This window comes from Hydrogenophaga palleronii (genome assembly GCF_031457455.1).
In the GTDB taxonomy this organism is placed as follows: domain Bacteria; phylum Pseudomonadota; class Gammaproteobacteria; order Burkholderiales; family Burkholderiaceae_C; genus Hydrogenophaga; species Hydrogenophaga palleronii_A.
This window is the reverse complement of record NZ_JAVDWU010000013.1, coordinates 36,870-50,599: the sequence shown is the minus strand read 5'-3', so window position 1 is coordinate 50,599 and position 13,730 is coordinate 36,870. Positions and strand designations below refer to the sequence as shown.

The window sequence follows — 13,730 nt, the reverse complement described above, 5'->3', positions numbered from 1 at the left end:
CGCTTCTGGACACTCAGTTCAGTTTCTCGTGGACAGCGGGAACGGTGGGACCAGGACGCCCGGATCGGCTCTCTTGAACACCAGCAATTTGCTGCCGGTAGGCATCGATTCTGCGGCGCCCAGTTGCCATGTAGGTTGGTCGGGCGGGTGCGAGGCCAGCTAGACTTCAGCAATCGGCCAGATGCGGACACACGATGATATGACTACCAATCGTTGGACACTCTATAGCCCATGCCTTCCGCCTGACATGTCGCCGCCCTTGCTGGGTGCACCTCTGACCAAGGACGACGACCCATTGGTTGAGACAGGACACCATGCCGATGGTCGCCTTTTGCCAGAGGCCCGGTTTGGTGACTGGCAGTTTGGGGTGTTGCAGGACCGACTGGTTCCAAGTGGACTCATGGCGTTCGTCAAGCTCCCCTCTGGGGACGAAGCCACCTTGCTGTGGGATGAAAGTTCCCCCGAGTTCGTGCGAGTCGAAAAAATTGCCAGTGAGGCGGGATACCTCGGCGCATTTCGCGTCGGCCTTGGCTTCAAGGACATTGAGTCACGGGCAGGTCTGGTGCAGCAACTTGAGGCACTTCTTCCGTTGCTCAAGGCCCAACTTCCACAGAAAGAGGGTAGGTAGCTACGTTGAGTTGAAAGGTCAACTTCGGGCCTAAAGCAGAAGGTGGCAATGGCTATTGGCTCAAGCTTTACGCTGTGCATCTGACGTATGTCGCGAAGACGTTGGCAGTGCATTGCTGGTTGATGCGGTATCCCCTTTTCGGCGGACGTACTCCTCAATCGTGATCTCACCTCTCTGAAGCGCACGTACATTGGTATCAGGATGGTAGTTCGCTTCGAAAAAGCCTTTGATTGCAGCAGGCGGGATCACGAACGCAGCCCATGTCAACATGACAACCCACCCCATGAACAGCGCCGCCAGAAGCACAACAAACAACGTGCGGGGGATGAGTGATTGACTTGCTACCAAAATGACGAAAGCGAGGGTCAAAGTAAACATGAGCCTGCCCCGTCGGCGCACTTGAGTTTTAGCTCGATCCATGGTTCTCCCCATAGGCCGAACCTCGGCCTGTCTGGGCCACATTTTCACACGCATGAAGACTTGGTATGCGCCGTTTGAGTGGCCCGGAAATTGTCCCTTCGAGAGTCCGCAACTGGCCGATTCCTGAAGTCTAGCCTTGGAGCTGTGGGTCAGCTACCCATCAAGATGGGATCGCCAGTCTTTTCAAACAATCGGTGGGCCTCTTGGAGTTCTTCTGCAGGGTGGCCGGTGAAGTTCGTTGACTGAGGTGCCGAACACTGTGTCAACGGTGTCGAACTTGGTGTCCAGGAAGCCCGAAATACGCACGGGGGATGCAGGCCATTTGGGAGCAACGAGCTTCTAACTCACGACATCAGCAGTTGACATGGCGAAGGCCTTGTCGCTCACAGTGGGCGTGCTTCACGTCCTCCGCGCGATCCGCACAATGGCGTCGTAGATCTCGTTCTCTGCATCCACCGGATCGAGTTCGCCTGCAGCCGCCGCAAACGACACAGCCTCCGCCGTACCGATCATCGCGCGCATGCCCGCGGGCCCGATCGGCTGTTTCGAAAACGGCTGCAGCACCGCCCGACACTTCGCCAGGAATGCTGCCTCGTGCTTCTTCTTCACGGCGTCGAGCTCCGGCGACCCCGCCAGCGCAGCGCTGACACCAGGCATCTCGCGTCCCATCTCCATGACGCAGTTCACATAGGCCTTGGCGATCACCCTTGCCACGGCCGGGAGCGACTTCCCCGACGCGCGCAGGGCCTCGTCCATCAGCGCGTGCTGGCGGCTGTCGTATTCACCGTAGAGGAGGGCGAGCAGGCCCGTTCGTGTGCCGAAATGGTCGTACACGACGGGTTTCGTCACGCCTGCGCGCTCCGCCAGATAGCCGAGGGTGAGCGCGTCCGTTCCTTCGCTCCTCACGATGGACCACGCCATGGCCATGAGCTGCCGGTTGCGGTCCTCTCTGGGCAGGCGTTTCTTCGCCTCGGCTTGAACCGTTGGATTCGATGGTTTGCTTGACATCATTAACCTACTAAAGGTAACCTACAAAAAGTAGATTACTAAAGGTAGTTTACACCCACCCACCGAAGGAACCACCATGCATGCTCTCATTGTTGTCAGTCATCCCGATCCACAGTCCCTCACGCACGCCGTTGCACGCTCGTTTGCCGAGGGCGTTGCAGCGTCTGGCGAGCACACCACCGAGATCGCCGACATCGCTGCGGAAGGCTTTGACCCGGCTTTCAATCAGGCAGACCGCAGCGCCTATTTTCTGCAGAAGCCTTTGCCGTCGGACATCCTGCGTGAGCAGGAGCGCATCGACCGGGCCGACGCACTCGTGCTGGTCTACCCCATCTACTGGTGGTCATTTCCTGGCCAGCTCAAGGGCTGGATCGATCGCGTGTTCTCCAATGGATGGGCTTACGACGAGGCGCCCGATGGCACGCTCGGAAAACGGCTCGGCCGCCTCGCCGTTCACCTCATCGGCATCGGCGGCGCAGACGGCGGCACCTATGCGCGCCACGGCTACGAGAAGGCGATGCGCACACAGATCGACCACGGCATCTTCGACTTCTGCGGCGCGCGGGTGGTGGCCTCGGAGTTTCTGCTCGATGTGAATGGGACAGCTGCGCCGCCCCACATCGTCACTGCCCGGACCCTCGGCGGCAATGTGTTCGCAAGGGCCGTGTCAGCCAGCGGCGAACGGGTCGAAGCCGAACAGCCAGGCTGAGGCGATCGAGGCGTGGTTGTGCAGGTGCCCATGGTTCTGCTCTCCGAAGCCACCTTCCACAGACCGCCTACCAGCGCAACACACGAGGCCCCAGCCACATGCCCAGGCCTGTCATGAGTGCGATGCCGAGGGTGTTCCACATGGCAATGAATGGAACGCTCATCTCCGGGCAGTGCAGGGCATAGGCCACCGCGCCCACGGAGCCGGCGAGCAGGCCTGCGATCGCCCCGGTCTGCGTGAGCCGGGTTGGTCCCAGTCGGCGCAGCGCATGCAGTACCCCGACCAGCACGGGCGCAGACACCAGCGCGATGCTCAGTGCACAGGAGCGCCATGTCTGACCCAGCAGGAGCGGCAGGCGTTGGGAAGGATCGGCCTGCCAAAGCAAAAAAAGACCGATCGCCAACACGGCAAGAGCCGGTGTGAGCCAGGTCCAGTCGAGCCCTCTTGTCTGGCGCCCCGGCACAGCCAGGCGCCAGACAAGCGATGCCGCGACCAGGGTCAGCAGCAAGGGATACGCTAGCTTGAACCACATGACCGGTTCAAGCAGGGCTGCGCTGAGGTCACTGCGAACGCCATAGGTGGAGGCCACGATGGTCACGGTCGCAGCGGTGCCGATGGCAAGGGCCGATCCCAACTGGCGATGGATGGCGCCGGGGCGCACGGGTGCCACACCAGTGGCGAGTTCGTTGATCAAATCCTGCGTTTTCATATCTGTTTCCTTGCGAGTTGGGCCAGCGCCTTCATTCCCCGGTGCACGCCCACCTTGATGGCCGATGCACTCATGCCCGAAGCCAGCGCCGCTTCATTGACCGAGTAGCCGCCAAGCTTGGTCAGCTCGATGGGAACGCGCCATCGCTGCGGCAGGTCCTGCAGGAGCTGGCGCACATCCCGCGTGGCCTCGCCGGCCAGCCCATGGTCGTCTGCAAACAGATTCTCGTGGTCATCCAGCGGATCCAGACGCCCAAGGCGCCCGCCATGCCCACGAAACCAGTCTGCCAGTTTGTAGCTCGCGATGGCCTGCACCCAGGCGGTCAGCGGTCGATCTGCGGCAAAGGTGTGGCGCTGGCAGTGAATTGCGAGCAGCGTCTCTTGCACCAGGTCTTCCACCTCTGCGGCGTCACGGGTGAGCCGGCGGGACAGAAAGGCGCGAAGGTGCTTGCTCAGGCCCTGAAGGCACTGTCGATAGGCAGCTTCGTCACCATCTAAAGCGGCCACCATCATTGCCTTGAGCTCACGTTCGCGTTCCTGACTGCGTTGCAACCGTTCTGGGTCAATCGTCATGTGTAGTTCGCTCACCTGGGTCAACGGGTTACAGAAATAAAAAACAAATTTCCGCGTTCGTCGTAACCAGGGGCGAACTTCTTACGAACTAGGGACCACTGGCCCGAGATTTCAGGGCCAGTTTTCTTTGTCCCTGTCCTTTTTCCAACCTCATGAGGAGTCATCCATGAACGCTCAAGACATCAAGTCCACCTCCAGCCTCGCCCTGACCGCCGCCCTGCTGGCCTTGTCTTCCGCCTCGTTCGCCGCAGACGCGCCAGCCGGATCCACCGGCAAAGCCATCGCCGCCGGCGACAAGGTGCACTGCTACAACGTGCACAGCTGCAAGGGCATGAGCGATTGCAAGACCGCCGAACATGCCTGCAAGGGCCAGAACGCCTGCAAAGGTCACGGCTTCAAGGCACAGACTGCCGAGTCCTGCCTGAAGGCTGGCGGCACGATCGCTGACCTGTGATCGCTGATCGTCCCGGTTCACACACCGGTTGACGAATCGCGGGCGTGCTTGCCTGAGCACGCCCTCGTCTTCCCAACGCTGCGCGCATGGCGCCTGCCAAGCGATGCGAACACCACCCTGGTATGAGAGCAGACAGCCACACGGCGGAAGACCCCTCGCGCAACACGCAGCAAACAGGCTTTGGTCTGGGCCTGCGCACCGTTCACTACGCCGACTTTCTGCGTGAAAAGCAGCCGGTGGACTGGCTGGAGATCATCAGTGACAACTTTCTGGTCGATGGCGGAAAGCCGCTTGCTGTGCTTGATCAGATACGGCGGGACTATCCCGTGGCCATGCACGGCGTGGCCATGTCCATTGGCGGCACCGATCCCCTCAACAGGGAATACCTGCGCAAGGTCAAGGCCCTGGCAGATCGGATCGATCCCTTGTGGATCTCTGACCACTTGTGCTGGTCTGGCCACTACCACCACCGCTTGCACGATCTCTACCCGTTGCCGTACACCGAAGAGGCGGCCCGCCATCTGATCGACCGAATCGGGCAGGTTCAGGACGTGCTCGGGCGGCGCCTGGTGATGGAGAACGTCTCCAGCTACATCGACTACGAAGCCTCGGCCAGCACCGAGTGGGAATTCCTGCGGCACGTGTCGCAGCAGGCCGACTGCCTGCTGCTGGTGGACGTGAACAACATCTACGTCAGTGGCACGAATCACGGCTTCGATCCGCTGACCTACTTGCAGGCGCTGCCCGCCGGGCGGGTGCAACAGATCCACCTCGCAGGCCACACCAGGCATCCCCATTGCCTGGTCGACACCCACGATCAACCCGTGTGCCCGGAGGTGTGGCAGCTCTATGCCCAGGCATGCGCCCTGTTCGGGCCGGTGGCCACGATGATCGAACGTGACGACAATATTCCTGCGCTGGGTGAACTGCTGGGGGAACTGGACATCGCTCGCCAGATCCGCCGCGATGCGTTTGTCGGCGCAGGTCGGGTGGACGCGGCTTCCGGCACAGCCCCCGCCCAACAAGAGCCCTTGCACGAGCGGCCCTCGCTGCATTCGACACAGGAGACGCTCACCCGCTACATCCTGGGTCCGACGCCATCCGACCCATTGGCGCACGCTCTCATCAGGCCATCAGACGCTGTGCAGGCGGGGCCGCGGCTTGAGATCTACCACCACGCCTACCGGGCCCGACTGGTTGAAGCCCTGGCCGACACATTCTCGCGCACCGCACACTATGTCGGCACCGACGCGTTTGCACAATGGGCCCGCGATTTCGCCACCACCCACCCACCCACCTGCACCTCGCTGAACCGCTACGGCGATGTCTTCGCCGACTTCCTCAGGGCGCGTTTCCCCCACAACGCCGAACTGCATGAACTGGCCCAGCTGGACTGGGATCTTCGAAGCCGATTTGACATGCAGGATGTGCCGGCGCTGTATGCCGCAGACGCTGCGGCCCTGTCTGCCGAGCACTGGTTGAACATGAGCGAACCCCTGCACCCGACGGTATTGCTGCGCACGGTGCAGACCAATGTGCTTGCCATCTGGAAAGCGTTGCAGGCAGACGAAGCGGTGCCCGCCGCGCATCCGCTTGAGCAGGCAGCGGGATTGGTGGTCTGGCGCAGCGATCACCAGCCGAGCTTTCAAAGCATCGACAAGGAACAGATGGCGTTCATGTCGGCGCTGTCAGAAGACAGCAGTCTGGCGCGGGCCACGGAGCAGATTCAGGCGCAACTGCCCCAACTGACGGCGCAAAGACTCAGCGGGTGGATACAGGACGCGCTGGGCCAGGGCTGGCTGCGCTCTCCGGCGGCATGACCTCTGAGGTCATGGATCTTCTGCAGCGACCCTGCCACAGTGAAGCCATCACAACAGAAAGCAGAAAAGGAGCTTCACATGTCAGACCTCAGCAGCCTTCCCCTCGCCGTCGGCCACATGATCGGCCTCGGCGCCCTCGGGTCATGCATCGGCATCGGCATCATGGCCAGCAAGTACCTGGAGGCCTCGTCGCGGCAGCCCGAAATGATGGAGGCCATGCAACCCAAGGTCTTTCTCCTGGCGGGTCTGCTGGACGGCGCCTTCATCATCTCGGTCGCACTGGGCGTGTGGTTCGCCCTGGCCAATCCGTTCGCCGGATGAAGACCGTGCCCGGAACACCGATGCGGCGTGTCCTGGTGGCCGGGACCGGGGGGGCTTTGTTGCATGCGGTTCGCAGCTGTGGGCCGCAGGACGCGTTCACGGTCCTCACGACACGCAGCCTGGAGGGCATGCCGCGCCAGACGCGTTGGGCCGTGGTGGCGCCAGGCCATGCATGGGCCGCATCACTGCCACCGGCCGATCATGCCGTCGTCCAGCTGGGGGCGCTGCGGCGCGCACGCGAGGCCGTGTTCTGGCAACCCTCGCGCGCCGACCTGGTGCCGCTGGCCGCAGCCCTGCGCGAGCGGGGAGTGCGCACCCTGGAGGTGTTGCTGGCCGATGGGTCGAGGCTGAACGCGCACGAGCGCCAGCGGCTTCATGCGCTGGCGTTCGAGCAGTGGGTGGAACATCGGCCGGGCGCTGTGATCAACCGCCACATCGGCTCCTGGCCCGAGCGGCTGGCCGCCTGGATGATCGGCACCGTGGTCAACACCATGCAGCAGGTGACCGCCTCGTTGCGCCAGCGGCCCACTTCACGCGTTTCCCGGCGCTGAACAACGGGTGTCGTCTGGTCAGTCGCCTGAAAGGCGTCGAAGTGACGGCCGGAAAACAGACTTCAGCGCGACATCTGCGGATGCTGCGCAAACAGTTCGACCACCCACTCCACAAAGGCCCGCACCTTGGCGCTCAGGTGCCGGTTCGGTGGGTACACCACATACAGGGGCACGGTGTAGCACTTCCAGTCGCCGAGCACCTGCACCAGCTCGCCGCGCTCGATCAGGGGCAGGGCCGTCAAGGTGGCGATCTGTGCAACGCCCAGACCCGCCAGCACCGCCGCCGTGAGCGCATTGCTTTCGTTCACCGACAGCTTGTAGCGCCCGGAGATCTCCAGCAACTCGCCGTCCTTCGTGAATTCATTCGTGAATGGCTGCCCGTTGCGGGTGGAGAAGTGGTTCACCATGTGGTGTTCGTTCTCCAGCTGCTCAGGGTGCGTGGGCGTGCCATGCGCCTTCAGGTAGGCGGGCGACGCCACCGTCATCAGCGGCACATTGGCCACGCGCCGCGCCACCAGCGACTGGTCCACCAGTTCACCGCCGCGGATCACGCAGTCCACGTTGTCGACCAGCAGGTCCACAGAGCGGTCGGTCACGCCGAGGTCGAGCTGGATGTCCGGGTAGCGCTCGAAGAACCCGTGCAGTGCGGGAATGATGATTTCGCGTGCCACGGAGGTGCCCACGTCCACACGCAGTCGCCCGCTGGGCTTGGCCTGCGCGTTGGTCATGCTGGCCTCGATGTCGTCCAGATCATTGAGCACCCTGATCGTGCGCTCATAGTACGCCGCCCCATCGGGCGTCACCGTCACGCGCCGCGTGGTGCGGTTGAGCAGCTTGACCTTCAGGCGCGACTCCAGGTGCTGCACCAGTTTGGTCACCGTGCCCTTGGGCAGGTTCAGCGACTCCGCTGCCTTGGTGAAGGTGCCGGCTTCCACCACCCTTGCAAACACCCGTATCGATTGGATCTGATCCATGCCCTCACTCCTGCTTTCGCTGTTTTGTTGCTTTGTGGCCGGATTGTTCATGCATTGGAAACAGACAACTGGCCACAGGTGGCTTTATCCGCATGAAAGGTATGCCTATAGTTCAGCCCATGGTTTCAACTACCTCCACCTTCGTTCCGATGGCCCCGGCTCAAACTCTGTGGGTGCCTGGCACGCCCCCACGGGAACTGCGCGTCTGGGGCCATAAGCCACGCGGCGGCACTTTGCCGCTGGTGCTGCACTTCCACGGTGGCGCCTTTGTCTCTGGCGACCTGGACAGTGGCGCCTGCCTGGCCGAACTGCTGGCCAGCTCAGGCGCGGTGGTGGCTTCACTGGCCTACCCGCTGGCGCCCGAACACCGTTTTCCGGATGCGGTGGAGGCCGGCTACGCGGCGCTGGAGTGGCTGTACAAGCAGCGCAGCCGCCTGGCCGGCAAAGACGCGCCCTTGTTCGTGGCGGGCGAAGAAGCCGGCGGCAACATCGCCGCTGCCGTGGCCCTGATGGTGCGCGACCGCGCCCACCCGCCGCTGGCCGGGCAGGTTCTGGTCGCGCCCATGCTCGATCCGTGCAACGCCACCGCCTCGCTGCGCCAGACCATGGGCAAGGCCACCGCCTGCAAATGGATGGAAGGCTGGCAGCACTACCTGCGCGGCCCCATGGACGCCGAGCATCCCTACGCCGTGCCCTGCCACGCGCAGCGTCTCGCCGGTCTGCCTCCCACGCTGATCCTCACCGGCGGTGACGACCCGATGCGCGATGAAGCCATGGCCTATGCCGAACGCTTGCGCGGGGCCAGCATTGCGGTCACATCTGCCGTGATGCGACCCGCCACCGGGTGGCCGGACTCGTTGACAGAGCCGCCCACCGAGGCCTGCCCCTGCGCGGCGGAAGTGCGCGAACACCTGCGCGCCTTCTTCCAGGCCGCTGCCATGCCGGCCGCCATCCCCCCGCCGTCCTGACGGACGACCCGCTCCCTTTCCCCTTTCTCTGAATCGCCAACCCCGGCCACACGCCGGGGACGGTCCCGCTCGCCCTCAAAAAGGATCCACCATGTCTCGCCTGTCTGTTTTCTCTCCTCTCCGTCTGGGCCGCGCCTTGCTGCCCGTGGCCGTCCTGGCCGCCATCTCCGCCACTGGCGTCGTGATCGTGCAGCAGGCCGGCACCGCCCAGGCCAGCACACCCACCGAAGCCCCACCGCCCATGCCGGTCTCCGTGGCCACAGTCGTTGAAAGCGACACCACCACCTGGGACGAGTTCTCCGGTCGCCTCGAAGCGGTGGAGCGCGTGGAGATCCGCTCGCGCGTGGCCGGAGTGGTGATGGCCACGCACTTCCGGGAAGGCGCGCTGGTAAAAAAAGGCGATCTGCTGCTTTCCATCGACCCCGCGCCCTACGCAGCCGAAGTGGCCCGCGCCGAAGCGCAGGCCAGCGCTGCCCAGGCGCGCGTGCAACACGCCAGCGGCGAGTACGTTCGTGCACAGCGCCTGTGGGAAGACAAGGCCATCGCCCAGCGCGAGCTGGACGACCGGCAGAACGCGCTGCGCGAAGCCGAGGCCAACCTGCTGGCAGCGAAGGCGCAGGTGCAGACCGCGCGCCTGAGCCTGGGCTATACCCAGGTGCGGGCGCCGGTGGCCGGTCGCATTGGCCGGCTGGAGGTGACGGCGGGCAACCTGATCGCCGCCGGCCCGGGCGCGCCGGTGCTCACCACCCTGGTGTCGGTGAGTCCCATCTACGCCAGCTTCGACGCCGACGAACGCACCGTGGCGCGGGCGCTGCACGGCTTGCAAAGTGGTGGCGCCAGCGCGCGCCAGGCGATCGAGCGCATTCCGGTGCAGATGGGCACGGCCGACGGCGCCGACACGCCTTTCACAGGCAAGCTGCAGCTCATCGACAACCAGGTCGACCCCCGCAGCGGCACGGTGCGCGTGCGCGCCATCTTTGAGAACGCCGACGGCGCGCTCATGCCCGGCCAGTTCGCGCGCATCCGCATGGGCCAGCCGCAGAGCACACGCTCCCTGTTGGTGAGCGAACGCGCCCTGGGCACCGACCAGGACAAGAAATACGTGCTGGTGGTGGGCGAAGGCAACAAGACCGCGTACCGCGAAGTCAAGCTGGGCGCGCCGGTGGACGGGCTGCGCAGCGTCACCAGCGGGCTCCAGGCGGGTGAGCGCATCGTCGTCAACGGCCTGCAGCGCGTGCGCCCGGGTGACCTGGTGCAGCCGCAGACCGTGCCCATGAATGCCCGCGCGGCCACGCTGGCCAGCCCGGTGGCCATCGCCGGCTCCTGATTCGCGCCCTTCAACGCATCGCGAATGCAAAGAACAACATGAACCTCTCCAAATTCTTCATCGACCGGCCGATCTTCGCGGGCGTGCTCTCGCTGCTGATCCTGATCGCCGGCCTGGTCGCGTTGCGCGGCCTGCCCATCTCCGAGTACCCCGATGTCGCTCCGCCCTCGGTGGTGGTGCGTGCCCAGTATCCGGGCGCCAACCCCAAGGTGATTGCCGAAACCGTGGCCACGCCGCTGGAAGAAGCCATCAACGGCGTGGAAGACATGCTCTACATGGGCAGCCAGGCCACCACCGACGGTGTGATGACACTCACCGTCACCTTCAAACTCGGCACCGACCCCGACAAGGCCCAGCAGCTGGTGCAGAACCGCGTCTCGCAGGCCGAGCCGCGCCTGCCCGAAGAGGTGCGTCGCCTGGGCGTGACCACGGTCAAGAGTTCGCCCGACATCACGATGGTGGTGCACCTGGTTTCGCCCAACGACCGCTACGACATCAACTACCTGCGCAACTACGCGGTGCTGAATGTGAAGGACCGCCTCGCGCGCATCGAGGGCGTGGGCCAGGTGCAGGTCTTTGGTGGCGGTGACTATTCCATGCGCGTCTGGCTGGACCCGCAGAAGGTCGCGCAGCGCGGCCTCTCGGCCAGCGACGTGGTGGCCGCCATCCGTGGCCAGAACGTGCAGGCCGCCGCCGGTGTGGTGGGGGCCTCACCGGGCTTGCCAGGGGTGGATCTGCAACTCTCGGTGAACACGCAAGGCCGTTTGCAGACCGAAGAAGAATTCGGCGACATCATCATCAAGTCCGGCACAGACGGTGCCGTGACACGCCTGCGTGACGTGGCCCGTATGGAGCTGGGCGCGGCCGACTACTCACTGCGCTCGCTGCTGAACAACCAGCCCGCGGTGGGCATGGGGGTGTTCCAGGCGCCGGGTTCCAACGCGCTCGACATCTCTTCCCAGGTGCGGGCGACCATGGCCGAGCTGCAGCAGTTCATGCCCGAAGGCGTGGAGTACCGCATCGCCTACGACCCCACCCAGTTCGTGCGCGCCTCCATCGACTCGGTGATCGTCACCTTGCTCGAAGCCATCGCGCTCGTGGTGCTGGTGGTGATCCTGTTCCTGCAGACCTGGCGCGCCTCCATCATTCCGCTTCTCGCGGTGCCGGTGTCGGTGGTGGGTACCTTCGCGGTGCTGCACCTGCTGGGCTTCTCCATCAACGCGCTGTCGCTGTTCGGCCTGGTGCTGGCCATCGGCATCGTGGTGGACGATGCCATCGTGGTGGTGGAGAACGTGGAACGCAACATCGAGGCCGGCCTGAGCCCGCGCGAGGCCACCTACCGCGCCATGAAGGAAGTGTCGGGCCCCATCATCGCCATCGCCCTGGTGCTGGTGGCGGTGTTCGTGCCGCTGGCCTTCATCAGCGGCCTCACTGGCCAGTTCTACAAGCAGTTCGCGGTCACCATCGCCATCTCCACCGTAATCTCGGCGATCAACTCGCTCACGCTCTCGCCCGCGCTCTCTGCCCTGCTGCTGCGCAGCCACGATGCACCGAAAGACGCGCTCACGCGCGGCATGGATCGCGTCTTCGGCGGCGTGTTTCGCGGCTTCAACCGCTTCTTCCACCGCGGCTCCGAGGCCTACAGCGGCGGCGTGCGGCGCGTCATCTCGCGCAAGGCGCTGATGATGCTGATCTACCTCGCGCTGGTGGGCGTGACCTTCGGCCTGTTCAAGGCCGTGCCCAGCGGCTTTGTGCCGGCTCAGGACAAGCAGTACCTGATCGGCTTTGCGCAGCTGCCCGACGGCGCCACGCTGGACCGCACCGAAGAAGTGATCCAGCGCATGGGCGAGATCACCAAGCAGAACCCGAACGTGGAAGACGCCATCGCCTTCCCTGGCCTGTCGATCAACGGCTTCACCAACAGCTCCAACGCCGGCATCGTGTTTGCCACGCTCAAGCCCTTTGCCGAGCGCAAGCGCGACGACCAGAGCGGGGGCGCAGTGGCGGGCCAGTTGAACCAGGCCTACGGCGAAATCCAGGACGCCTTCGTAGTGATGTTCCCGCCGCCACCGGTGGCGGGCCTGGGCACCACGGGCGGCTTCAAATTGCAGCTGGAAGACAAAGGCTCGCTCGGCTACGAGGCCATGGACGCGGCGGTGAAAGCCTTCATGACCAAGGCCTACCAGACGCCTGAACTCGCCGGCATGTTCACCAGCTGGCAGGTCAACGTGCCGCAACTTTATGCCGACATCGACCGCACCAAGGCGCGCCAGCTCGGCGTGCCGGTGACGGACATCTTCGACACCATGCAGATCTACCTGGGCAGTCTGTACGTGAACGATTTCAACCAGTTCGGCCGCACCTACAGCGTGCGCGCACAGGCCGACGCGCCTTACCGCGCGCGCGCCGAAGACATCGGCCTGCTCAAGGTGCGTTCGACCACCGGTGAAATGATTCCCCTGTCGGCACTGATGAAGGTGGACGCCACCTTCGGCCCCGAACGCGCCATGCGCTACAACGGCTACCTCTCGGCCGACATCAACGGCGGCCCAGCGCCGGGCTTTTCGTCGGGCCAGGCGCAGGACGCGGTCGAGCGCATCGCCGCTGAAACGTTGCCCGCCGGCATCGGCTTCGAATGGACCGAGCTCACCTACCAGGAGATCCTGGCCGGTAACTCGGCGGTCTGGGTGTTCCCGCTGGCCATCCTGCTGGTGTTCCTGGTGCTGGCCGCGCAGTACGAGAGCCTCACGCTGCCGCTGTCCATCATCATGATCGTGCCCATGGGCCTGCTCGCGGCCATGACCGGTGTGTGGCTCGATGGCGGCGACAACAACGTGTTCACGCAGATCGGGCTGATCGTGCTGGTGGGCCTGTCGGCGAAGAACGCGATCCTGATCGTGGAGTTCGCGCGCGAGTTGGAGTTTGCAGGGCGCACACCGGTGCAGGCTGCCATCGAGGCCAGCCGCCTGCGCCTGCGACCCATCCTCATGACCTCACTGGCCTTCGTGATGGGCGTGCTGCCGCTGGTGCTGGCCACCGGCGCAGGCGCCGAGATGCGCTCGGCCATGGGCGTGGCCGTGTTCGCCGGCATGATCGGCGTGACCGCCTTCGGCCTGTTCCTCACACCGGTGTTCTACGTGCTGTTGCGCCAGCTCACGGGCAACCGCCCGCTGCGCCAGCACGGCGAGATCCCGCACTTTGAAGGCTTCGCCACCGGTGGCGGCAATGCCCGCCCCGTGCTAGCCGCCCCGTTGAAATGAAAGCCAATG

At 64.3% G+C, this 13,730-nt stretch carries 14 protein-coding genes; 9 read left to right on the top strand and 5 right to left on the bottom strand.

Going from position 1 to position 13,730, the window contains the following annotated elements:
- Window positions 1-247: 247 nt before the first annotated feature.
- Complete coding sequence (locus J2W49_RS23190; protein WP_310321701.1) at window positions 248-628, top strand: hypothetical protein; 381 nt, start codon at window positions 248-250, stop codon at window positions 626-628.
- Between the two features lie 60 nt (window positions 629-688).
- Here the strand turns inward: J2W49_RS23190 and J2W49_RS23185 are convergent, their stop codons facing one another.
- The gene (locus tag J2W49_RS23185; protein ID WP_310321698.1) at window positions 689-1,006 is read right to left on the bottom strand and encodes an SHOCT domain-containing protein; all 318 of its coding nucleotides are present in this window, start codon (window positions 1,004-1,006) and stop codon (window positions 689-691) included.
- A 441-nt stretch (window positions 1,007-1,447) separates the two neighbouring features.
- Complete coding sequence (locus J2W49_RS23180; RefSeq protein ID WP_310321824.1) at window positions 1,448-2,056, bottom strand: TetR/AcrR family transcriptional regulator; 609 nt, start codon at window positions 2,054-2,056, stop codon at window positions 1,448-1,450.
- Window positions 2,057-2,132: 76 nt separating this feature from the next.
- Here J2W49_RS23180 and J2W49_RS23175 point away from each other — a divergent pair, with 76 nt between their 5' ends.
- On the top strand, window positions 2,133-2,765 hold the full coding sequence (locus J2W49_RS23175; protein ID WP_310321695.1) for an NAD(P)H-dependent oxidoreductase: 633 nt from the start codon (window positions 2,133-2,135) through the stop codon (window positions 2,763-2,765).
- Window positions 2,766-2,832: 67 nt separating this feature from the next.
- Here the strand turns inward: J2W49_RS23175 and J2W49_RS23170 are convergent, their stop codons facing one another.
- Window positions 2,833-3,474, bottom strand: a complete 642-nt coding sequence (locus J2W49_RS23170; RefSeq protein WP_310321692.1) for an NrsF family protein — start codon at window positions 3,472-3,474, stop codon at window positions 2,833-2,835.
- Window positions 3,471-4,046: a sigma-70 family RNA polymerase sigma factor gene (locus J2W49_RS23165; protein WP_310321689.1), complete on the bottom strand. Its 576-nt coding sequence runs from the start codon at window positions 4,044-4,046 to the stop codon at window positions 3,471-3,473. The genes J2W49_RS23170 and J2W49_RS23165 overlap by 4 nt, the downstream gene beginning before the upstream one ends.
- A 166-nt stretch (window positions 4,047-4,212) precedes the next feature.
- Here J2W49_RS23165 and bufA2 point away from each other — a divergent pair, with 166 nt between their 5' ends.
- The 4 genes from bufA2 to J2W49_RS23145 all read left to right on the top strand — a co-directional run bounded on the left by bufA2 (window position 4,213) and on the right by J2W49_RS23145 (window position 7,192).
- On the top strand, window positions 4,213-4,500 hold the full coding sequence (gene bufA2 / locus J2W49_RS23160; protein ID WP_310321687.1) for a BufA2 family periplasmic bufferin-type metallophore: 288 nt from the start codon (window positions 4,213-4,215) through the stop codon (window positions 4,498-4,500).
- Window positions 4,501-4,622: 122 nt separating this feature from the next.
- Window positions 4,623-6,320 carry an MNIO family bufferin maturase gene (bufB, locus tag J2W49_RS23155; RefSeq protein WP_310321684.1) on the top strand — a complete coding sequence of 566 codons (1,698 nt, stop codon included), beginning with the start codon at window positions 4,623-4,625 and terminating at the stop codon, window positions 6,318-6,320.
- A gap of 78 nt (window positions 6,321-6,398) precedes the next feature.
- Window positions 6,399-6,641: a F0F1 ATP synthase subunit C gene (atpE, locus tag J2W49_RS23150; protein WP_310321681.1), complete on the top strand. Its 243-nt coding sequence runs from the start codon at window positions 6,399-6,401 to the stop codon at window positions 6,639-6,641.
- The gene (locus tag J2W49_RS23145; protein ID WP_310321679.1) at window positions 6,638-7,192 is read left to right on the top strand and encodes a hypothetical protein; all 555 of its coding nucleotides are present in this window, start codon (window positions 6,638-6,640) and stop codon (window positions 7,190-7,192) included. The genes atpE and J2W49_RS23145 overlap by 4 nt, the downstream gene beginning before the upstream one ends.
- A 62-nt stretch (window positions 7,193-7,254) precedes the next feature.
- On the opposite strand, the gene J2W49_RS23140 is transcribed toward J2W49_RS23145, so the two are convergent.
- Window positions 7,255-8,166 (bottom strand): LysR family transcriptional regulator, encoded by a 912-nt coding sequence (locus tag J2W49_RS23140; RefSeq protein WP_310321677.1) that lies wholly within the window; start codon window positions 8,164-8,166, stop codon window positions 7,255-7,257.
- Between the two features lie 149 nt (window positions 8,167-8,315).
- Between J2W49_RS23140 and J2W49_RS23135 the strand changes: the two genes are divergently transcribed.
- The 3 genes from J2W49_RS23135 to J2W49_RS23125 all read left to right on the top strand — a co-directional run bounded on the left by J2W49_RS23135 (window position 8,316) and on the right by J2W49_RS23125 (window position 13,721).
- On the top strand, window positions 8,316-9,134 hold the full coding sequence (locus J2W49_RS23135) for an alpha/beta hydrolase (RefSeq protein WP_310321821.1): 819 nt from the start codon (window positions 8,316-8,318) through the stop codon (window positions 9,132-9,134).
- Between the two features lie 91 nt (window positions 9,135-9,225).
- Window positions 9,226-10,461, top strand: coding sequence for an efflux RND transporter periplasmic adaptor subunit (locus J2W49_RS23130; RefSeq protein ID WP_310321675.1), 1,236 nt, complete (start codon window positions 9,226-9,228; stop codon window positions 10,459-10,461).
- A gap of 38 nt (window positions 10,462-10,499) precedes the next feature.
- On the top strand, window positions 10,500-13,721 hold the full coding sequence (locus tag J2W49_RS23125; RefSeq protein ID WP_310321673.1) for an efflux RND transporter permease subunit: 3,222 nt from the start codon (window positions 10,500-10,502) through the stop codon (window positions 13,719-13,721).
- Window positions 13,722-13,730: the final 9 nt, after the last annotated feature.